At 51.5% G+C, this 19130-nt stretch carries 21 protein-coding genes, 1 tRNA gene, 1 pseudogene and 1 riboswitch; of the genes and pseudogenes, 6 read left to right on the top strand and 17 right to left on the bottom strand.

Annotation, left to right across the window (positions count from 1 at the left end; translation table 11 throughout):
• The 4 genes and pseudogenes from BO53_RS0106405 to BO53_RS0106390 all read right to left on the bottom strand — a co-directional run.
• A complete protein-coding gene (locus BO53_RS0106405) occupies positions 1-381 on the bottom strand; it encodes a hypothetical protein (RefSeq protein ID WP_031546672.1) in 381 nt (126 codons plus the stop codon).
• A 120-nt stretch (positions 382-501) separates the two neighbouring features.
• The gene (locus BO53_RS0106400; RefSeq protein ID WP_031546670.1) at positions 502-927 is read right to left on the bottom strand and encodes an Ohr family peroxiredoxin; all 426 of its coding nucleotides are present in this window, start codon (positions 925-927) and stop codon (positions 502-504) included.
• Positions 928-1002: 75 nt separating this feature from the next.
• Positions 1003-1998 (bottom strand): thermonuclease family protein, encoded by a 996-nt coding sequence (locus BO53_RS14125; protein ID WP_245608206.1) that lies wholly within the window; start codon positions 1996-1998, stop codon positions 1003-1005.
• A gap of 64 nt (positions 1999-2062) precedes the next feature.
• A pseudogene (locus BO53_RS0106390) lies at positions 2063-2260 on the bottom strand (glycoside hydrolase family 2 TIM barrel-domain containing protein); the annotation flags it as partial.
• A gap of 119 nt (positions 2261-2379) precedes the next feature.
• Between BO53_RS0106390 and BO53_RS0106385 the strand changes: the two are divergent.
• Genes BO53_RS0106385 through BO53_RS0106375 form a run of 3 tightly spaced genes read left to right on the top strand, consistent with a single transcriptional unit; the run spans position 2380 to position 3616 of the window.
• A complete protein-coding gene (locus BO53_RS0106385; protein WP_031546665.1) occupies positions 2380-2856 on the top strand; it encodes a DUF2975 domain-containing protein in 477 nt (158 codons plus the stop codon).
• A gap of 9 nt (positions 2857-2865) precedes the next feature.
• A complete protein-coding gene (locus tag BO53_RS0106380; RefSeq protein WP_031546664.1) occupies positions 2866-3087 on the top strand; it encodes a helix-turn-helix domain-containing protein in 222 nt (73 codons plus the stop codon).
• Positions 3059-3616 (top strand): DUF2975 domain-containing protein, encoded by a 558-nt coding sequence (locus BO53_RS0106375; RefSeq protein ID WP_306438687.1) that lies wholly within the window; start codon positions 3059-3061, stop codon positions 3614-3616. The genes BO53_RS0106380 and BO53_RS0106375 overlap by 29 nt, the downstream gene beginning before the upstream one ends.
• Positions 3617-3747: 131 nt before the next feature.
• On the opposite strand, the gene acsA is transcribed toward BO53_RS0106375, so the two are convergent.
• Genes acsA through BO53_RS0106350 form a run of 5 tightly spaced genes read right to left on the bottom strand, consistent with a single transcriptional unit; the run spans position 3748 to position 9922 of the window.
• Positions 3748-5436: an acetate--CoA ligase gene (acsA, locus tag BO53_RS0106370; RefSeq protein WP_031546660.1), complete on the bottom strand. Its 1689-nt coding sequence runs from the start codon at positions 5434-5436 to the stop codon at positions 3748-3750.
• A gap of 17 nt (positions 5437-5453) precedes the next feature.
• Positions 5454-6209: an ABC transporter ATP-binding protein gene (locus tag BO53_RS0106365; protein ID WP_031546658.1), complete on the bottom strand. Its 756-nt coding sequence runs from the start codon at positions 6207-6209 to the stop codon at positions 5454-5456.
• 10 nt (positions 6210-6219) lie between these two features.
• The gene (locus BO53_RS0106360) at positions 6220-7068 is read right to left on the bottom strand and encodes an ABC transporter permease (RefSeq protein WP_031546656.1); all 849 of its coding nucleotides are present in this window, start codon (positions 7066-7068) and stop codon (positions 6220-6222) included.
• A gap of 21 nt (positions 7069-7089) precedes the next feature.
• Positions 7090-8103 (bottom strand): aliphatic sulfonate ABC transporter substrate-binding protein, encoded by a 1014-nt coding sequence (locus BO53_RS0106355; RefSeq protein ID WP_031546655.1) that lies wholly within the window; start codon positions 8101-8103, stop codon positions 7090-7092.
• Positions 8104-8119: 16 nt separating this feature from the next.
• Positions 8120-9922, bottom strand: coding sequence for a PLP-dependent aspartate aminotransferase family protein (locus tag BO53_RS0106350; RefSeq protein ID WP_425414481.1), 1803 nt, complete (start codon positions 9920-9922; stop codon positions 8120-8122).
• Between the two features lie 64 nt (positions 9923-9986).
• Positions 9987-10096: riboswitch (SAM riboswitch) on the bottom strand.
• Between the two features lie 169 nt (positions 10097-10265).
• Between BO53_RS0106350 and BO53_RS0106345 the strand changes: the two genes are divergently transcribed.
• Both BO53_RS0106345 and BO53_RS0106340 read left to right on the top strand, forming a co-directional pair.
• On the top strand, positions 10266-10691 hold the full coding sequence (locus BO53_RS0106345) for a very short patch repair endonuclease (RefSeq protein ID WP_306438688.1): 426 nt from the start codon (positions 10266-10268) through the stop codon (positions 10689-10691).
• A gap of 75 nt (positions 10692-10766) precedes the next feature.
• A tRNA-Val gene (locus BO53_RS0106340) sits at positions 10767-10838 on the top strand.
• 35 nt (positions 10839-10873) lie between these two features.
• Here the strand turns inward: BO53_RS0106340 and BO53_RS0106335 are convergent.
• The 4 genes from BO53_RS0106335 to BO53_RS0106320 all read right to left on the bottom strand — a co-directional run bounded on the left by BO53_RS0106335 (position 10874) and on the right by BO53_RS0106320 (position 14321).
• Positions 10874-11806, bottom strand: a complete 933-nt coding sequence (locus BO53_RS0106335) for an arsenic resistance protein (protein WP_031546652.1) — start codon at positions 11804-11806, stop codon at positions 10874-10876.
• Positions 11807-11814: 8 nt separating this feature from the next.
• Complete coding sequence (locus tag BO53_RS0106330; RefSeq protein WP_031546650.1) at positions 11815-12342, bottom strand: hypothetical protein; 528 nt, start codon at positions 12340-12342, stop codon at positions 11815-11817.
• Positions 12343-12385: 43 nt separating this feature from the next.
• Positions 12386-13783 (bottom strand): 23S rRNA (uracil(1939)-C(5))-methyltransferase RlmD, encoded by a 1398-nt coding sequence (gene rlmD, locus BO53_RS0106325; protein ID WP_031546648.1) that lies wholly within the window; start codon positions 13781-13783, stop codon positions 12386-12388.
• 118 nt (positions 13784-13901) lie between these two features.
• Positions 13902-14321: a hypothetical protein gene (locus BO53_RS0106320; protein WP_031546647.1), complete on the bottom strand. Its 420-nt coding sequence runs from the start codon at positions 14319-14321 to the stop codon at positions 13902-13904.
• Positions 14322-14475: 154 nt separating this feature from the next.
• Between BO53_RS0106320 and BO53_RS0106315 the strand changes: the two genes are divergently transcribed.
• Positions 14476-15405 carry a protein-ADP-ribose hydrolase gene (locus BO53_RS0106315; protein WP_169738733.1) on the top strand — a complete coding sequence of 310 codons (930 nt, stop codon included), beginning with the start codon at positions 14476-14478 and terminating at the stop codon, positions 15403-15405.
• Positions 15406-15433: 28 nt separating this feature from the next.
• Here BO53_RS0106315 and BO53_RS0106310 read toward each other — a convergent pair whose 3' ends face one another.
• The 4 genes from BO53_RS0106310 to BO53_RS0106295 all read right to left on the bottom strand — a co-directional run bounded on the left by BO53_RS0106310 (position 15434) and on the right by BO53_RS0106295 (position 19130).
• The gene (locus BO53_RS0106310; RefSeq protein ID WP_245608205.1) at positions 15434-16423 is read right to left on the bottom strand and encodes a VOC family protein; all 990 of its coding nucleotides are present in this window, start codon (positions 16421-16423) and stop codon (positions 15434-15436) included.
• Positions 16375-17184 (bottom strand): ABC transporter ATP-binding protein, encoded by an 810-nt coding sequence (locus tag BO53_RS0106305; RefSeq protein WP_031546642.1) that lies wholly within the window; start codon positions 17182-17184, stop codon positions 16375-16377. Before BO53_RS0106305 ends, BO53_RS0106310 begins: the two co-directional genes overlap by 49 nt.
• A gap of 85 nt (positions 17185-17269) precedes the next feature.
• A complete protein-coding gene (gene cysK / locus BO53_RS0106300) occupies positions 17270-18187 on the bottom strand; it encodes a cysteine synthase A (protein ID WP_031546641.1) in 918 nt (305 codons plus the stop codon).
• Between the two features lie 91 nt (positions 18188-18278).
• Positions 18279-19130: a DUF6544 family protein gene (locus BO53_RS0106295; RefSeq protein WP_031546640.1), complete on the bottom strand. Its 852-nt coding sequence runs from the start codon at positions 19128-19130 to the stop codon at positions 18279-18281.

The raw sequence follows: 19130 nt of genomic DNA, 5'->3' as shown, positions 1-19130 counted from the left end.
TTACGCCTGTACCAGGTAATAGAAAAGTATGGTGAAGATGAACAGCAGCAGATAGCCGAATATCATAAGGTTGAAGAGTCCCACAATACCGAGTATGATCATCTGCCATCTCTTATACACCTTGATGAATCCCAACAGCTTGTATCCGATCAGCATCATGAACGGAATCACATAAAGATAGGCGAAGACCAGTATGCGCCGGGCCGCATCTTCACTGACATCCATTATACCGATCAGAACCAGGCTGATGAGGAACAGCACTGTAATGAATCCGAAATATCCGAGGATGCCTCTTCTTGTCCTGGCTTCTTCCCTACGCGCCATCAGATATGTAGAAAGCAGTATGCCTGCTATGTATAGGATGCTCAAAAAATAAATCATGCAGCTTTCCTCCTTTTCAACGGGCCGCGGTGGCCCGGGCATGGATAATCCAGTACGATTATACCATTTTCACAATTAAAAACGGAAAGCATGGATGCTTCCCGTCCGTTCAGTCGTTTTTTATTTTGTTGTGCCTTTGAGCTCCACTTCGATGCCATCACGGGACATCTTGGAGTATGGGCATAATTCATGCGCATCTTCCACATATTGCTGGGCTTTGTCCTGCTCCACTCCATCGAATTCCACTTCGATTTCAGCTGAGAGCTTGAAGCCGCCATCCGATTCGTCCTTCAAGAGTCTTGCTGTTGCTTTGACCACACGGTCGGTATTTTCCTCTTTTGCCTTCTTCAAAACACCATCCAATGCACTGTTGAAGCATGCACTGTATGCCGCTGCGAAAAGCTGTTCCGGATTCGTTTCCTTAGTGTCTTCTCCCGACATCTGCTTCGGCTGCTTGACATTCATTGAAAATGACTTGTCTTCACTGTGGACTTCTCCATCCCTACCGCCAGTGTTGATCATTGTTACCTCATATAAAGGTTTCATTAAAGCTCAACTCCTTTTGTAGTCTATCTACATTGTATGGGATTTTCGCCGGACTATCAAATAAACGGCTTCGGATCATTCACATGCAAAGCCGTCCCGGTCGCCATCCATCCGCAGCATATAGGCAGGATGCCCTTCAGCAACACCCTCCGGGTGGACCTCCCTCAACTCTGTACAGTTTTGGAACGCTCCACCCCCCGTTTCGGATTCCGCTCCGTCTTCCCCGGAGTCGTATGGACGCTCCAGCGACCATATGCCAAGGCCTTCCGACTCAGCTTTTTCTTCCGCCTCCTCCAACAGGTCCAGATGGGTAGTGTTCGGCGGATTGATGTATTTGACCTGGGCCAGACCTTCCCTCACAAGGATTTCATTGACCATCTCCCCATCTGCATAGACATAGGCCAGATACCTCTCGTAATGATCCTGTCTCGGACCGACATCGAATTCAACTTCGATTTCATCCGCATCTTCGAGAATCTCTTTGGTCCGGGCTGATGCCTCTTCCCCGAATGGCTGCTCCCCGATTCTCGGGTGGTTCGTCTCCGGCGTATCAATGAGCAGATATCTGAAGGAGGCCGCTTCCCCCTCAAAGTGGAACTTTGTCGTATCGCCGTCGATGAACGAAGCCACCTCTACCGGAATCCTGTCTGCACTCCTCTCTTCAGAGCCGAAAGTTTCATTGATTTCCCGAACCGGGTTCTCAGCGTTATCCATCATAAACAGCGGGATTATCATAACTGCAAGTGCAGCAAGCAGCGTGATGGCGGCATACCTCACATATCCCTGGGCATTGTCATTTTTAGCTTTTTTGACGATGTACACCAATAGAATGCCCACTGCAGTCAAAAGGAGGTATATGCCCATCACCACGAATCCCATCCCAAGGCTCAGACCGGCATCCATCAGGGTCGCCATGAGGGCAAGCACAGAGGCGATCGTCATCATCATGAGCGACATCTGCCATGTCTCCCTGTACTTCCCCCGTCCGACATATTTGAACAGGCCCACACCAAAAACGACTACAGCCGCCAGCGCAGCCAGAAATGATAATATAAGAAATAACAAATCCATAAAATCCCTCTAATCCATGTACTTATATCAGCTACTATAACATGGGATGCATCCGAAGAGTGACAGGGGTTGCCATGAGGTGTGTGACCACTCTAGCTGGACGTTTCTGCGGGTCGCATTCCTTCGTCAGGTCATAGAGCGGTTTGAAGTAGTCATAGGCACCCTCTTCTTCAGAAGCCGGCTCGTTCGCAATGCTCCAAAGGACGACGGAAGCATGGTTCTTGTCGCGCTTCACGAGAGCTTTGATGACTTCCCTGTCGGCGAGGCGCATCATCTCTTCAGAATGCTTGTAGATGATTTATCATATTTCAATATTTATTTATTGATAATCGATAAATAATATATTATTATAATTGTATAACAACTTGTGAGGTGTATGAAATGGAACGTGGATCGTCATTATTCCTGAAAGCAGCTGTCGCCCTGATGGCCCTGCCCGTCCTCGGGGGTGCCGGGTTCGCAATATACTTTCTGCTGCGAAATCCATTCAATTCCGAGTATGCAATGATACTCTACCCCATCGTCATCGGCGTACTGCTGACAGTCATCCCCTTCATATTCGCGCTGTATCAGTCTTTCAAGCTGCTGAACTACATTGATGGCAAAAAGGCATTCTCAGACCTTTCCGTCAAAGCGCTGAAGAAAATCAAATTCGCCGCTTTTTCAATCAGCCTGATCTATGCAATAATCCTGCCCTTCATCTATATCGTCGCAGAAATTGATGATGCACCCGGCATAATCCTCATGGGGATGGTGCCCATATTTGCCGCCCTCGTGGTCGGCGTCTTTGCTGCGGTTCTGCAGAAGCTTCTGAATGAAGCAATAAATATCAAATCCGAAAACGATTTGACGGTCTGAGGTGTAATGATGGCAATCAGAATAAATATCGACGTAATGCTCGCCAAAAGAAAAATGAGTGTAACGGAACTGTCCAACCAGGTGGGCATCACCATGGCAAATCTCTCAATACTGAAAAATGGCAAAGCCAAGGCAATCCGCTTCTCTACACTAGAGGCATTGTGCAGGGCGCTCGAATGCCAGCCCGGGGATATACTTGAGTATGAAGCCGATGAAGGCGCAGAAGAATAGAATCAGCGATCCGTTGAATGATGAAGAGCCAACAAATTGTGAGGTGAATGAAATGAAGCGAGGATTATCCCTGTTTTTAAAAGCAGCGCTGATACTCATGGCTCTGCCCGTACTGGCGGGGGCTGCGTTCGGAATATACTCCCTGTTGAGAAATCCGGTCAATCCGGATTATGTCCTGATGCTATACCCTATATTCATCGGCGCCCTCCTGTCGGTCATTCCCTATCTCTTCGCACTATACCAGTCATTCAGACTGTTGAACTACATCGACCGGGATGCCGCATTTTCCGGACAATCCGTCAGCACCCTCCAAAAGATCAAGATTTCAGCGTTTCTTTTCAGTATGGTGTATATACTGATAGCACCGTTTGTCTATATAACGGCGGAAGTGAGTGACACACCGGAACTCATCATCATGGGCATGGTCCCGATATTCGCGTCACTGGTTATTGGAGTGTTTACTGCTGTCCTGCAGAAGCTTCTGAACGAAATAATCAATATCAAATCTGAAAACGAACTGACCGTGTGATCATACGATACGTTTATGGACAACTCTGCTGAAAAACTCCAAAATATACAAGTACACATAAGAATACTCCCTTCAAAATGTACATTTTGAAGGGAGTATTCTTATGTGTGACTTCAAATCATGGGATAATCCTACACTTTTTTCAACTCCGCCTCTTTCTGTTTTTCGATTTCCATCCTTTTCAGTTCACGCCTCAAAATTTTGCCGCTGATCGTGGTCTTCGGCAGTTCCTCCATCACTTCGATCTCCCTCGGTGCCGAGTGCGCGGCCAGATTGTTTCTTACAAATATACGGATATCTTCAAGAAGGCTGTCGGACTGCTCGTACCCTTCCCTGAGGACGATGAATGCCTTGACGAGCTCTCCTCTTACAGGATCCGGCTTCCCGACCACTCCCGCTTCCTGTACAGCTGGATGCTCGATCAGCTTGCTCTCCACCTCGAATGGCCCGATACGCTCACCGGCAGAGTTGATCATATCGTCGTCGCGGCTCTGGAAGAAGACATAGTCCTCATCGTCCTGGTATGCCAGGTCCCCTGATACATACCATCCTTCATATTTGAAATAGGAATCGAACTTGTCCCTGTTCCCCCATATCTCCTTCATCAGTCCCGGCCATGGTGTTTTGACTGCAAGCTGTCCGACAGACCCCCGTGGCAGCTCGTTCCCCGCTTCATCGAGGATGCCGACTTCTATGCCGGGAAACGGCCGTCCCATGGAGCCGGGCTTTATTTTTTCACCCGGAAGATTCACGATCAGGTGCGCACCCGTTTCCGTCATCCACCACGTGTCATGTATTCTGACACCGAGACGTTCCCACGCCCAGTATATGACTTCGGGATTCAACGGTTCACCAACGCTCAGAATGTGCCTCAACGAGGACAGGTCGTAGTCTTTCAGGACATCCCCCTGGGAGAGGAGCATTCTGAAAGCCGTCGGCGCACTGTACCATACCGTCACTTTCAGGTCCGCTATCAGCTGATACCAGTTTTCCGCTTTGAAACGCCCACCCTGGATGACGATCGTCGCCCGGTTCAGCCATGGGGCGAACAGGCCGTATACGCTCCCTGTCACCCAGCCCGGGTGCGAAGTGCACCAGTATACATCATCGTCCCTGATATCAAGCACCCACTTCCCTGATTCATACTGATGGGTCATGACACGGTGCGCATGCAGCACGCCCTTTGGCTTTCCAGTGGAGCCGCTTGTATAGTGGATCAGCATGCCATCCTCCAGATCCACCCATTCCACCTGTTCTCCGCCGTTCTCCACCGGTGCCGCTTCGATATCCTCGGCATACAATATGGTTTCCAGCGAAGGGATGTCATTTTGCGGCACACGGGAAACCATGTCCCTGTTCGTAATCAGCAGCGTCCCCCTGCAGTCGTTGATCCTGTCCCTTACCGCGTCTTCCATGAAAGCTTCGAAAAGCGGTCCTGCAATCGCGCCTATCTTTATGGCCGCCAATATCGATATGTAGCATTCAGGCGTTTTGGGGAGGAAGATGAAGACGCGCTCGCCCTTTTTGACCCCATTGCTTCTCAGAATACGGGAATAGTGGTCCGTCTTCTCCTTGACTTCCCTGAAGGTCATGGACGTCCTTGTCTCCCCATCCACATAGTGGAGGGCAACCTTGTCCCCATATCCGTCCTCTACATGACGGTCGATTGTCTCATAGGCGATGTTGACCTTTCCTGTCTCCCTGAAGCGCAAATCCTCTCCCGCCTGATGCCAATCGTACGCGTGGCGTATTTCCTCATAGTTGGACAGATTGTATGTGTCCTCTATTGGATTGATGACTTCTGAAATTCTCTGTGACATGGTATGCACTTCCTTCCTCATGAATTTATCCGCTGTTCATACTGTGTCGACTGGTTCAGATCCAGGCTGCCCAGTATTTCTTTCTTATACTCGGCCAGCTGTCTGCTTCCCCGCTCTCTCGGTCTTTCCTGTTCAATCGGAATCACCCTGTCCATCTCTCCCGGCTGTCCCCGCAGAGTGATGATCCGGTCACAGAGATAGGTCGCTTCGTCAATATCGTGTGTCACCAGAATGATTGTCGTCCGATACTCCCTCCATATTTCCATCAGGAGATCCTGGAGCTGCATCTTGGTGAATGCATCCAATGCACTGAAAGGTTCATCCAGGAGCAGTATCTCAGGGGAGGTGACGAGTGCCCGTGCAATGGCGACACGCTGGGCCATCCCGCCAGAAAGGGCTCTTGGATACAATGCTTCGCTCCCACCGAGGCCGACACTTTCCAGATATCTCTTTCCTGCCGCCTCTTTCTGGTCCCTGCTTCCCTTCAGGCCAAAAGTGACATTCTCAAGGACGGTCAGCCAGGGCATGAGACGCGGCTCCTGGAAGATGAAGCCGGTTGTATCCTCCACCTTCCTCGAGACATTCCCATTGATTTCTATCCGTCCGTCATACGCATCATCCAGGCCGGAAATCGCCCGCAGAATCGTGCTTTTTCCGCAGCCGCTCGTACCAAGGAGCCCGATAATTTCACCCGATTCCGCAGTGAAAGATACGTTTCTGACCACTTCCCTGCCGTCAAAAGTCCGCCCGACATCCTGTAAGTTCAAGTTCATGCGATCCCTCCTATGATTTGACCATGCCATCCTGCCAATGCAGGGCACGCTGCTCCACAATCTTCAATATCCAATCCGTCAGCTTTCCTATTATTGCGAACAGGATGATGCTGGCAATGATGATTTCCGGTGAAAGTGTATTCTGTCCAAGTACGAGGAGGTATCCGAGACCGGTGCTCGCCCCCATGAGTTCAGCCGCGACCACGAACATCCATCCCAGTCCAAGTCCACTTCTGAGCCCTGTCAGAAAAGAGGGCATGGATGCCGGAAGGATGACCCTTCTGATCAGCTGGAAAGTATTCAGTCCATACATCTTCCCGACTTCAATCAATTTACGGTCGACCCCGGCAATCCCACTGACTACATTCAGATAGACGGGAAAGAATACGCCCACAGCGATCATGGTCACCTTGGACGGCTCACCAATCCCCATCCAGAGTATGAACAGGGGCACCCACGCCAATGAGGGGATGGAACGGAAAGCCTGGATCATCGGATCGAAGATCTGTTCCGCCTTTTCATAGAATCCTACAATCGATCCCAATACAATCGCCAATAGCGTCCCGATGATAAATCCCGCAAACACCCTGAAAGTCGTAATCCCGACATGGCTGTACAGGCTCCCGTCCTGGGCCATTTCCCTTATCGTCGAAAGGATCGTGGACGGGGCCGGCAGCTGGTAGGCGGGGAAGACGCCAGTGCGGCTCAATACTTCCCACACTGCAACAAGGAGAACGGGCAGCAGACTGCCAAGCAATATGGCCTGCAGCCTTTTAGTATCCCTCTGCTCCCGCTTCCCTCCCGTACTGCTTTCATCTGCAACTTGCCTCCCAACGAATCGGCCAGCGCTTTTTTCCATCATCTCCACTCCTTTAGTCATCTATTCCGCACTTTCTATCGTCTCTTCGGCAAAACTCGGCTCAATGAGGTCTGAGACCAGAGCCTCTATATCCGCATCAGGATCGATTACGTCCACTTCCTGCAGGATATTGCCCGATTCGACCAACGCTTCCTGATGGACCGGTCCCGGAACCGGGTTTGAAAAATCATTGCGTTCAAGCTGCAGTCTCGCCACTTCAGGCTCGATCTGCGCTTCCTTCACCATTATTTCCACAGCCTCGTCGGGATTTTCCTGAATCCATTCCCTGGCTTTTTCATACACTCCGATGACACGATTCACATATTCCGGATGATCCGCCGCGAAGTCTTCCCTTACATTCAGGAAGCCGTATGTATTGAAATCCGGGTTGCGGTAGAACAGCTCTGCCCCCGATTCCACTTCCAGGCGGGCCATATGCGGGTCGAGTCCTGCCCATGCATCCACACCCCCGTTTGTCAGTGAAGTGGCGCCGTCGCTGTGCTGAACATTTACAATCTCGACATCATCCTGGGAGATGCCTTCTTCATTCAGGGCCCTGAGCAGGAAGATGTATGGATCGGTGCCAAGTGTCGCAGCCACCTTTTTGCCCTTCAGGTCTCCTATGTCCTCAATGCCGGAATCCTCCGTTTTCACAAGAGCTGTCCATTCCGGTTTGGAGGCGATATATACATTCTTTATCGGTGCGCCATTGGCCTTCGACATCAGCGCAGCGGCGCCGGCAGTCGAGCCGAAATCGACACTGTCGCTATTCAGGAATTCAAGCGCCTTGTTGCTTCCATGGCTCAATGTCCATTCCACTTCTATTCCTTCCTCTTCGAATTCCTCTTCTGCCCATCCGAACTCTTTCAGCACGAGGCTTGTAGGGGAATAATATGCATAGTCCAGTCTGATCTTCTCTGGCGCGCCTGAAGACTCAGCCGACTCAGCCTCTCCTGAACCACAGCCGGCAACCACGGCCACCAGGGCGAGCACGATGAGTGCCCACACCCTCTGATTGAATATTGATGATTTCATTTTTATGACCTCCATTCTATATTTCACATGCGTATGTGGAAATCGTGCCCCGCAGACGCTGTGCCTCTTTGTATGTGCAACGGTTATGCACCACCTGTATGCCCCCGTCCCTTGCGATTTCCGCAGCTTCCGGAGAAACGACGCCTTCCTGGAGCCAAAAGACTCTCGGGTTCACTTCGAGTGCTTCCTTCGCTATTTCAATTGCCGCTTCAGGACTTCTGAATACTTGGACGACATCGATGGCATCGGGAACGCTTGAGAGATCCGGATAGGCCTTTTCACCGAGTATTTCCGTCTCCCTCGGATTGACTGGAATGATCCGATAGCCGAGGCGCTGCATCTTCCGTGCAAGACGGTAGCTCGGTCTGGCTTCCTTGCCGCTTAATCCGACCACTGCCAGCGTCTTCTGCCGTACCGTTTCCGCCCCGTCCTCCCCGATGACCTTCTCCGTCGGAGAGTCCAGTGCCCATCTTATGACACCTTCGTCATTGATGACTGCCGCATCTGTTGACCCATCGCTGATTCCGGTGGCCTTCTTCAGCGCCTGTCCCAGATCTTTTGTGATATCCCTTACGGATTCAATGCCCACCGACAGACGGATGAGCTCTTCCAGCACACCGGTCTCCTCAAGCTGTTCCTTCGTCAGCTGCTGGTGGGTCGTGGATGCCGGATGGATGATCAGTGACTTCGCATCGCCGACATTTGCAACATGGGACCATAGCGAGACATTGTCGATCAGTTTCTTCCCTGCCGGTTTTCCGCCCCTGATGCCGAAAGTGATGATTGAACCATATCCATTCTCGAACTGCCTCTTCGCAACATCATGCGACGGATGGTGCTCCAGACCAGGATATGTCACCCACTCGACCGCCGGATGCGCCTCCAGGAAGCGGGCAACCTCCTGCGCATTTTCATTGTGCCTTTCAACACGTATATGCAGAGTCTCCAGCCCCTGAATCAGCTGGAAGGCATTCTGTGGGCTGAGGCTCGCCCCGAAGTCCCGCAACAGCTGCACGCGGATTTTCGTGATGAAGGCAAGGGTTCCGAAATCCACAGCATAGCGGATGCCGTTATAGCTTGTGTCGGGTTCGGTGAATTCAGGGAACTTTTCGGTATTCCAGTTGAACCGTCCACCATCGATGACCACACCGCCTATTGAAGTGCCGTGGCCGCCGATCCATTTTGTTGCCGAGTGGACGACGATGTCCGCCCCCCATTCAATCGGCTTGAAGACATGTGGTGTGGCGAACGTATTGTCGACGATCAATGGCACGCCGGCTTCATGCGCTACTTCGGCAACTGCGGCGACGTCAAGGACCTGAAGTCCGGGATTGCCGATCGTTTCGGCGAATACAGCCTTCGTCCGCCCTGTGATTGCTGCCCTGAAATTCTCCGGGTCGTCAGGATCAACGAATTTGACGGTGATGCCGTATCTGGGCAGAGTGACCGCAAAAAGATTATATGTACCGCCGTAGAGGTTCGAACCTGCCACGATTTCATCCCCTGCACTTGCCAGGTTCAGTATCGACAGTGTGATGGCCGACATCCCGGAAGATGTCGCCACTGCCGCCACTCCGTCCTCAAGGAGTGCCATCCGCTTTTCGAACACTTCCACTGTAGGATTTCCGATGCGTGAGTAGATATTTCCCGGTTCATCCAGAGAAAACAGGCTCTCTGCGTGATCCGTGTCGTGAAAGACATATGATGTCGTCTGGTAGATCGGCACCGCCCTTGCGCCTGTTGTCGGATCCGGCGCCTGTCCGCCATGGAGCGACAGCGTCTCCAGGTCATAAGTTGCATTTTTCTTCTTCGTCAATATAATCTCCTCCTGATTGTAATAATAAAAAAACTCTCTTCCTATATAAGAAGAGAGTCTCCGCCTCCTCTTATCTTTCAGGAAAATCTCCTGCAGGAATTAGCACCTTATCAGACTCGATTGCCTGATGGTTGCCGGGCGTCATAGGGCCTGTCCCTCCGCCACTCTGGATAAGTGATAGAACTATATTATCGATAATGTATACTACAATACTATGGATTGTTATATTTGTCAAAACATTTTTCAAATTTAAAATACTTTATTTTCCACTACTTTTCATGCCGAATATTTTACGCCCAAGCTGGGTAGGTGGTGGGAAAGAAGGGAGGTGGCGACAGTGGCGGATATGATGTCTGCAGAAAAGAGGAAACGGACGATGAGCCGGATCAGGTCCCAATCGAAACTCGAGAACAGGATTACGAAAGCTTTGTGGGCTGAAGGCTACCGGTTCAGGAAGAATGTGCGCACATTGATGGGGTCTCCGGATATCGCAATCCAGAAATACAGGGTGGTCATCTTCATCGACTCCTGTTTCTGGCATATGTGTCCCGACCATGGCAACTGGCCGAAAAGCAATCAGGAATTCTGGAACAGGAAGCTCGGGAGGAACATGGAGCGCGACCGGGAAGTGAATGCCTATTATCATGAAAAAGGTTGGCATATTATGCGGATGTGGGAACATGAATTCAAGGAGGATTTCAAGGGAGCCATAGACAGGATGACGGCTTTCATAGAAATGGCAAAAGCCGAGACCATGAGAGGGAAAAAATAATACCCGGAATCGTCATTTCGTTATTGACAATTCCGGGTTAACATTGTAAATTTGAATATGTAGTTTTTAAATCGTGACTCCGTAGCTCAGCGGGAGAGCACTTGCTTGACAGGCAAGGGGTCGGTGGTTCGAACCCACTCGGGGTCATTATCAAACATCCAGTCAATAGACTGGATGTTTTTTTATTTATGGGCAAGCAGTATTCTCGAAGCGAGGCCCAGTATCGGCAGTTCGATGATGGGACCGATGACGAGGGATAATGCGATCAGCGGATGCTCGGGAAATGCAGTGATGGCGATGGCGAGTGCAAGCGGAGAATTGCGTGCCAGTGTCATCATGACCAGACTGACGGATTCCTTCTGGTTGAACCGGAACAGCCTCCCTGCGGCATTCCCGACCACGAAGGTAATCACAAAGAACAGCAGCAGTGGCGGCAGCAGCAGGAGCACGACATCAGAGTTCTCGAGCAGCGTATCGCGTTCCGCAGCGAACATCGCAGTCACGGCAAGCCCCAGAAAAATGACATTGAAGGTGTCGAAGAAGCCCTCCACCCCGCTCTGTTGAGGCAGGAAGCGCTTTGTCAGCAGTGCAAGCACAAAAGGGATGCCGACCACAATCAGCACACTCTGTATGATGCCCGAGAATGACAGCCCGATGCCCTGTTCAAATCCAAAGAACAGATAGAGATAGGCAGGCAGCAGTATCAGCTGCAGAACCAGGTTGATCGGAAGCAGGGACGCCGACAGCACCGTATCCCCTTTCGCGAGGCCGGTGAATACAAGGTACCAGTCGGTGCACGGGGTCACCGTCAGCATGACGAACCCGATCCATATCAGCGGATGGTCGGAAAGGAAGACCATGCCGATCGCATAGGCTAGGAAGGGAGTCCATAAAAAATTGATGCCGAGTGAAACGAGTACGAACTTCACCTTTCTGAATGAAGTGAATACACGTTTCAATGGCATCAGTAGAAACAATCCATACAGCATGAGCATGAGGAACGGGACGATGAAGGTGCCGGCATGCTGCTGGATGGTGTTGATGCCGCCCAGCAGCATGCCCATAAGTATGGCGATAAGCAGGATCAGCGGCTGATATTTTTCAAGGCTGTTCATGGCGCCCCCTATGCCAGCAGATTGGCGACATCCCAGGATTCCCGTTTATAGACCTTGAACATGAAGTACATGAGGACGAGAATCCCGAATTTGAGGGAATGGTCATCCAGATGACTGTCCGCCAGGATGAGGGTCTCCCCGCTCGCCACATCCTCCTTCACCGTCGCAATATGGTCGCCATGGAAATAGACTTCCATGTCTCCACTCCAGTTTTCCTCGATGCTCATGAACTGGTGGTCTATCCGGCCATCGACACGGAAGTGGAGCAGGCTCGTTCCGGGTCTTTCCTTGAATACAAGCTCAAGATCATCCGCCACGATGATGTATTTTGAAATGTTCATATCCCTGAATTTGCGCTTCTTCAATCCCAGTATGAGGGAATCACCCTGGGTGGATGTGTAAGAATAGGTGTTCCGCTTTTCACAATTCCTTAAGACTGCCTTTTCAACATAACCGACTGGATCATCATGATCATTTTCTATCGCTACCGATTTTCTGTTTGAATCTACGGAAAGCTTGAATTGATATTGCTTCATAACTGCCTCCTCCATAATCTATCCACCCCACCCATGCATATGTCTATACTGTTGAATCCGTTTTTCTTAACAGGGCGACAAGCTCCACATGCACCGTATGTGGAAAAAGGTCCACAGGCTGCACGCGTTCGAGTGTGTACCCATATTCCCTCAACCATGTGATGTCGTGGGCAAATGATTCCGGGTTGCAGGACACATAGACGACCCGATTGGTCCCGAGACGGCCGATTCGGCGCATGACCTTGCCTCCTGCTCCGGAACGCGGCGGATCGAGCATGAGCAGGTCCGGCCTGCCCCATGTATCGAGTACCTCATCCATGCCGCGCCTTGCGTCCTTCGCGAGGAAATATGTGTTGTCGAGCCCATTGTCCTCGGCGTTCCTCTTCGCGGACTCGATTGAAGTTTCAACGATTTCAATGCCTGCCAGCGCCTCGACCCTTTTGGCAAAAGGCAGTGAAAATGTACCGACACCGCAGAACAGGTCGATCATCCGTTCCTCGGATGTGACTTCGGCCATCTCAATCGCCAGATCCACCAGCTTCTCCGCCTGGAGCGGGTTCGTCTGGAAGAAAGTATCAAACCAGATCCTGTATTTGTAGCCGTACATTTCATCATTGATATAGTCACGGCCATGGAGTACGTGCGTCTTCTCCGACTGAGCCATATCCGCCCAGTCCCTGTTCTCCATCCACATCAGGCTCTTGAGGTTTTCAAACTTTGATGTCAGCCGTCCGACGAGATCGTCCACTGCCGCCTGGTTCTCCTCCGGAGTGCCGGTGGAAAAAATGGCAAGCATCAGTTCCCCGGTCTTCTGTGACTGTCTTGTCATGAGGTTTCTGAGCAGTCCCTCATGCTTATCCTTGTCATATCCGCTGAGTCCATGGTCGCGGGCCCATTCGGAAACTTCAAGCATCGCCTCCACCATCTCGTCTCCAGCAATCAGACACGTATCCAGATCGATGACGTTGCGGAAATTCCCAAGTTCATGCAGGCCAAGGGCACAATCCTTGCCAAAGGTGAACTCCATCTTGTTGCGGTACTCCCACGGTGTTTCCATGCCAAGCGCATCCGCCACGACAGCGGAGTCGAACCCCTGATCCTCAAGGAATGATTTCACTTCCTCTGTCTTATAGGCCAGCTGCCCTTTATACGTCCAGTGCTGCCACACACATCCGCCGCACTTCTCGAAATGCGGACAGGGCGGCGCAACCCGTTCCGGATGCTGGGTGACGATTTCATCCGGCAGTACACGTGCAAGCTTCCTGTCGGGATTCGGGACGGTGACCTTCGCCTCCTCCCCGATGAGTGTCTGGGGGACGTTCAGCTTCAGTTTCCGCGGGTTGCTGCCGCCGGCATCACGCCATACATGTCCCATCCCGGACCCCTTCTTATCAAGCTTATCTATTTTTACATTGTGCGTTTCGAATTCTTGATTGGACACAACAGCATCTCCTATCCTTATCTCTTTATATTCATTCTACATTATCCATGATCGCAATCACAAATGCTCCAAATATTTTAAAGAGATTATACCGTTTTCGCAAGGTGGGAGGATGACTTTATACCCATACGCTGATCAGAAATCCCACCGACAGCCCGAATATTCCGTGGCCAAGCGTCCAGTAGAGCCAGGCCATGAAATCGTACGGCGCAGGCGGCGTCTCCGTCAATGCACTGAGAAAGTAGAGGATGCCTCCGCCCACAGTAAAAACAAGGATATATGGCCATATCTCCATCTCCCACCCGAATGGAATGAGCAGATAGTATAGTATGACCGCACTCGCTATGCATGTGCCATAGTGGAACAGTATGCCTGTAATCTTTTTGTCGCTCCACCGCTTAAGTATCGGAATATAGTCCATGTTATAGAGCAGTATGTCCGCTTTGCTGCCCGTAATTCTGCAGATGACCTTCATAACCGCTGCCAAAATCACCCCCGAGATTGCACCGATCACCACCAGCTTCAAAAAAGTCCCCATCCCATCACTCCAATCCATGAGTACCATTGCCATCAAATAAAACACTGGAAAATGTTCATAGACACTATACCCATTGGAAAAGATCATTATACTCCCCAGGAAAAAATAATGGATGGGTCAGCTGAAACCTCTAAATGGCATTCAGAGAATATTCATGACAAAATGGAATGAAGAGGTGATTGTAATGGCCAACATCGGACTACAGGAATACGCGGATGCGATCAAATTGAACGATCCATTCGAACCGAAACTTGCTGAAACGACGGACAGGGAAGCTCTGGTGGATGACGTGCTGGTAATTCTGCGCAATGAGCAGGCGGGCACCCAGGACATCGACATCCCCACTGACTATGAAGCGAAAAGGCGGCTCATCCGGGCGCTTCTCAACATCCGGCAGCCGAAGCCGCTGAACAGGGAAATGATGCTGAAGCTGGACACACTGCTTCAGATTGAAAAGAGGGAAAAGCAGACCGTCGCTGCCCACGAACTGCCTGTCATCAGCCAGGAGTATCCAGAAACGGATGTGTCTGGGGCGGACAGGATGGCCCTGTGGCAGGGCGATATCACTGCCATTGAAGCCGATGCGATTGTGAACGCGGCGAATGAGAAGCTGCTCGGATGCATGCAGCCCCTGCATGACTGCATAGATAATGCCATCCACTCAGGTGCCGGTCCCATGCTCCGGGATGACTGTGCGGAAATCATCCACCGCCAAAAATCGGATGAGGAGACGGGCAATGCCAAAATTACACGCGGATATCATCTGCCTGCCAAATATGTCATTCATACAGTCGGCCCGGCCCTCGGCCAGGACGAAGTGCTGACGGAGGCCCACGAAGCCGCACTCGCTTCAAGCTACCGTTCCTCTCTTGATCTTGCTGACGAAATGGAGGATATCCGAACCGTCGTCTTCCCTTCCATTTCTACAGGCGCCTTTGGCTTTCCGAAAGAGCGGGCGACCGAAATTGCCCTCGAAACGGTGGCCAACTGGCTCAAGTCGCATGATCATCATTACGATATGATCGTCTTCAACGTGTTCAGCGAAGCCGACAGACAAATCTACGAAGCTGCAATCCAGCCGTAAAAAGAGCGGAAGGTCTTCCGCTCTTTTCTTATGTCCACTCCTCAATTGGGCGCAGATGTGCTTCGATTTCTTCCCGCTGATCTTCCAAAAACGGCGGGAGGTCGAGTCCTGTACCCAGTTCCTCCACTGGGCGGTCTGCGGTGAAGCCTCGCCCTCCAGGACCGACGATTTCGAACATGATACCATTCCCCTCCCTGAAGTACAGGCTTTCAAAATAATAGCGGTCCTTTACTCCTGTCGTCATATAACCCGCTTCCTTCAGTATCCGGTCCCATTCATCAAGCGGGCGCGCCTGCGACTCGATCGCAAGATGGTGGACGCTCCCCCGTCCCGCACGCGCATTGCCGCCCGACTCCGACCTGATCAGGATCTCCCCGAAAACCTCATTGGTGACGGCTTCAAGCAGCGTTCCGTCCTGTCCTTCATCGGCAACCGAGTAGCCGAACATATTTTGGAGCATGGAGACGATGCTGTCCTTGTCCTCCACCGTGATCTCCACAGCGCCCATGCCGAGGATGTGGTGCGCTGCGTCTATTTCATTTTCATCCCATGGTTCCCAAGCCTCAGGAATATCCTTATTTTCATGGTTGATCAGAATCAGCGACAGGCCATCCGGGTCCCGGAAGCGCAACGCCTCTCTGCCGGCATATTGCACTATGCCATCGTGCCCGATATCATAGGAGGCAAGCCGCTTCCGCCAGTATTCCAAGCTTTCGTAGGAAGGGACGAGGAGGGCGATTCCGGATATCATATTGGTGCCCGGATGTGTGCGGCCGATATTCGGAATCTCAAAGAATGTCAGATCATTGCCGGGACTGCCTTCAGTATCCCCATAGAAGACGTGGTACATCCCCACATCCCCCTGGTTCACCGAGACTTTGACCCGTCTCAGGCCGAGCACTTCCGTATAGAAATGATTGTTCTCCTTGAGGTCTTTCGTGAACATCGAAATATGATGATGGCCTGATATCATGCCTTTCCCCTGCTCTCTTTGGCCAGCCTTTCCACTGACATCCATGGACGGCCGCCTTCCCAGTGCAGATTGATCGGAATCTTATAGGCCTCGGTCAGATTTTCGCTGGTCAGTACATCCTGCTTCTTCCCCTGCGCGATAATCCGGCCATCCCGAATCAGCAGCACGTGGGAGATGGCGTCTGTAATCTCCTCTATATGGTGGGTGACGTACAGCAGCGGCCGCGTCTCCTCGGCCACCTGCTCCGTCATCGCCAGTACATCCTCCCGTGCCAGCACATCGAGTCCTGCACAGGGTTCATCCAGAATCAGCAGTTCCGGCTGGCTCATGAGGGCACGCCCCAAAAGCGCCCTTCTCTGTTCCCCCTGGGAGAGCACAGAATAGCGCTGGTCCGATATGTATTCCAGCCTGAGTTCCTTCAGGATGTTTGCCGCACGCTGTGCATCTTCCTCTGTGATCTCCTGATAGATGCCAAAAGAGGCGAATTTTCCGCTCAGTATGATATTCTCCACCGTCTCCCGGTTCATAGTCTGTGCAAATCTGCCGAGGGCATTGCTGACGAATCCGATCTTCTTGCGCATTTCAGGCAGGCTTGCCTTGCCGAATTCCGTCCCCAGTACGTTGGCCCGTCCAGCTGTAGGATAGTTGTACCCCGTGACAATATTCAACAGGGAGGTCTTTCCGGAGCCATTCAGACCAAGGATTGCCCAGTGCTCCCCTGGATGCACTTCCCAATTGATGTCCTTCAGGATTTCCTTGCCGTCCCTTCTCCATGATATATCTTCAAGCTTGATGATCTGGTTCATATGGCACCCCTTACATACTTAGTGTATTTGATTGTCAATATACACAAAAAAGACGATAGAATCCAATCTATCGCCTTCATCACTATTATTCTATCAATCCCATGCTCAAGTAGCGTTCGCCCGTATCCGGCGCAATCGCCACGACGCGCTTGCCTGCACCGAGTTTCTTCGCCACGCTGATTGCTGCAAAGACGGATGCGCCGGCGGAAGGGCCTACAAAGATGCCTTCTTCCGTTGCCAGCCTGCGGAACATGTCGATCGCATCCTCGTCGGCAATCTGGATGATCTCATCATATACATCCGTATTCAGTATGTTCGGGACGAACCCCGGGCTTGTGCCCACAAGCTTGTGCTTACCCGGTTCTCCTCCTGAGAGTACAGGGGAGCCCTGCGGTTCCACAACAGTAATATGGAGATCCTTGAGATGCTGCTTGAGCACCTCGCCGGTGCCTGTAATCGTGCCCCCCGTGCCCGCTGTCGCCACAAAGGCATCGAGATCATAGTCGAAGTCCTCCAGAATCTCCACCGCCGTCGTCGTGCGGTGGATATCCGGGTTCGCATAGTTTTCAAACTGCTGGGGGATGAAGCTGTTCGGGATTTCCGCCTGAAGCTCCTTGGCTTTCCTGATGCACCCGGGCATCTTTTCATCTGCAGGTGTCAGTACCACTTTTGCACCGAATGCTTTCAGCAGATTGATCCGTTCGCTCGTAGAGCTGTCAGGCAGGACGAATATGGCTTCATATCCCTTGGCTGCTGCGTTCATCGCCAGACCAATTCCGGTGTTGCCGCTCGTCGGTTCGATGATCGTGCCGCCCGGCTCGATCAGCCCATCTTCTTCTGCCTGCCTCAGCATATTGTATGCTGCACGGTCCTTCACACTTTTGCTGGGGTTGAACATTTCAAGTTTCACATAGACATCCGCTGCCCCTTCGGGCACCAGCCTATTCAATTTCACTACAGGTGTATTTCCTATCACATCAACAATACTATCGACCCTATCCATATGGATGCTACCTCTCTTCTCTATTAATCCTATTTCATTAGTATACTATAACATTTATGTCTTGGGGGTCAAAGAGAGGCGCTCCCTGAATTCACTGATATGGGTGGGGGCTATCGTACTCGACTTCCGTCACTTCGAAATTGAACCAGTTGAAGTCTCCAGCATCCAATTTCCAGATCACTTCACCTTCAGTCGGGACCCTCACCCCTTCAAACTCCCTGTACGACTTCAAAGGGATCGCCCATGTCTCAAGACGCGTCTCACCATCGAATTCCCCATACCGTTCCGCCTCGAAGTGCGTGGGATCCCCCTCACTGTTGAAGGTGAACACACCTGTTGCTGAAATGTCGCCATATGTCATGGTTGCCTCCGCATTGTTTTCATCGATATGTTTCCATATTATATAGTCATTCAGCGCAGCACTCGGAAACCATATCGTTTCCGCCAAGTACCTCAGCATCGTCCCCTGATCGATTTCGGGGCCGCTCGAGTCGGCGACTGTAAACATGGAAAGCACCTTGATCATCATATTCCCCCGGGCATCATCATACTTGTCCCTCCCTGAAATGTGGATGAAGGGCGCCATGCGGATATCCGCCTTCCAGATGAACCCCGGCTGGTGGGGAATGAAATACTGTTCCGCCCGGACAGGCATCCATGGCTTGTCTTCAGCCAGCCGCATCTCTGCATTCTGCCTGAGCCGCACCGCCTTTATATCCCCACGCGCCATGGTGCCGGAATTTCCAAGCCATCTCCGGACCGCATCAGGCAGCCCTTCGAGGTCTGCTTGCGATATCTTCCGGATATCTTTTTCCACCTTTTCAAAAAGTGCTTCCACTTCCTTATCGACCTTCCTGTCAAAAAGCCTCCTGACGGCAAAAGAACCACCGAGAAGCACGATTGGAAGTGCCCCGATGCCGATCAACGCCTTTGTTTTGGACAT

This window comes from Salinicoccus luteus DSM 17002 (genome assembly GCF_000712035.1).
GTDB lineage: Bacteria > Bacillota > Bacilli > Staphylococcales > Salinicoccaceae > Salinicoccus > Salinicoccus luteus.
The sequence above is the reverse complement of the archived record's forward strand: the minus strand, read 5'-3'. Positions and strand labels throughout refer to the sequence as shown.

Coding starts and splice junctions, on each gene's coding strand:
- BO53_RS0106360 (WP_031546656.1), bottom strand. CDS start 7,068: ATGGAAAAAAGCGCTGGCCGATTCGTTGGGAGGCAAGTTGCAGATGAA.
- BO53_RS0106315 (WP_169738733.1), top strand. CDS start 14,476: ATGACAAAATGGAATGAAGAGGTGATTGTAATGGCCAACATCGGACTA.
- acsA (WP_031546660.1), bottom strand. CDS start 5,436: ATGTCACAGAGAATTTCAGAAGTCATCAATCCAATAGAGGACACATAC.
- BO53_RS0106405 (WP_031546672.1), bottom strand. CDS start 381: ATGATTTATTTTTTGAGCATCCTATACATAGCAGGCATACTGCTTTCT.
- BO53_RS0106305 (WP_031546642.1), bottom strand. CDS start 17,184: ATGAACCAGATCATCAAGCTTGAAGATATATCATGGAGAAGGGACGGC.
- BO53_RS0106310 (WP_245608205.1), bottom strand. CDS start 16,423: ATGGATGTCAGTGGAAAGGCTGGCCAAAGAGAGCAGGGGAAAGGCATG.
- BO53_RS0106320 (WP_031546647.1), bottom strand. CDS start 14,321: ATGGGGACTTTTTTGAAGCTGGTGGTGATCGGTGCAATCTCGGGGGTG.
- BO53_RS0106330 (WP_031546650.1), bottom strand. CDS start 12,342: ATGAAGCAATATCAATTCAAGCTTTCCGTAGATTCAAACAGAAAATCG.
- BO53_RS0106365 (WP_031546658.1), bottom strand. CDS start 6,209: ATGAACTTGAACTTACAGGATGTCGGGCGGACTTTTGACGGCAGGGAA.
- BO53_RS0106355 (WP_031546655.1), bottom strand. CDS start 8,103: ATGAAATCATCAATATTCAATCAGAGGGTGTGGGCACTCATCGTGCTC.
- cysK (WP_031546641.1), bottom strand. CDS start 18,187: ATGGATAGGGTCGATAGTATTGTTGATGTGATAGGAAATACACCTGTA.
- BO53_RS0106375 (WP_306438687.1), top strand. CDS start 3,059: ATGAAGCCGATGAAGGCGCAGAAGAATAGAATCAGCGATCCGTTGAAT.
- BO53_RS14125 (WP_245608206.1), bottom strand. CDS start 1,998: ATGGATTTGTTATTTCTTATATTATCATTTCTGGCTGCGCTGGCGGCT.
- BO53_RS0106295 (WP_031546640.1), bottom strand. CDS start 19,130: ATGTCCAAAACAAAGGCGTTGATCGGCATCGGGGCACTTCCAATCGTG.
- BO53_RS0106385 (WP_031546665.1), top strand. CDS start 2,380: ATGGAACGTGGATCGTCATTATTCCTGAAAGCAGCTGTCGCCCTGATG.
- BO53_RS0106345 (WP_306438688.1), top strand. CDS start 10,266: ATGATGTCTGCAGAAAAGAGGAAACGGACGATGAGCCGGATCAGGTCC.
- BO53_RS0106380 (WP_031546664.1), top strand. CDS start 2,866: ATGGCAATCAGAATAAATATCGACGTAATGCTCGCCAAAAGAAAAATG.
- BO53_RS0106335 (WP_031546652.1), bottom strand. CDS start 11,806: ATGAACAGCCTTGAAAAATATCAGCCGCTGATCCTGCTTATCGCCATA.
- BO53_RS0106400 (WP_031546670.1), bottom strand. CDS start 927: ATGAAACCTTTATATGAGGTAACAATGATCAACACTGGCGGTAGGGAT.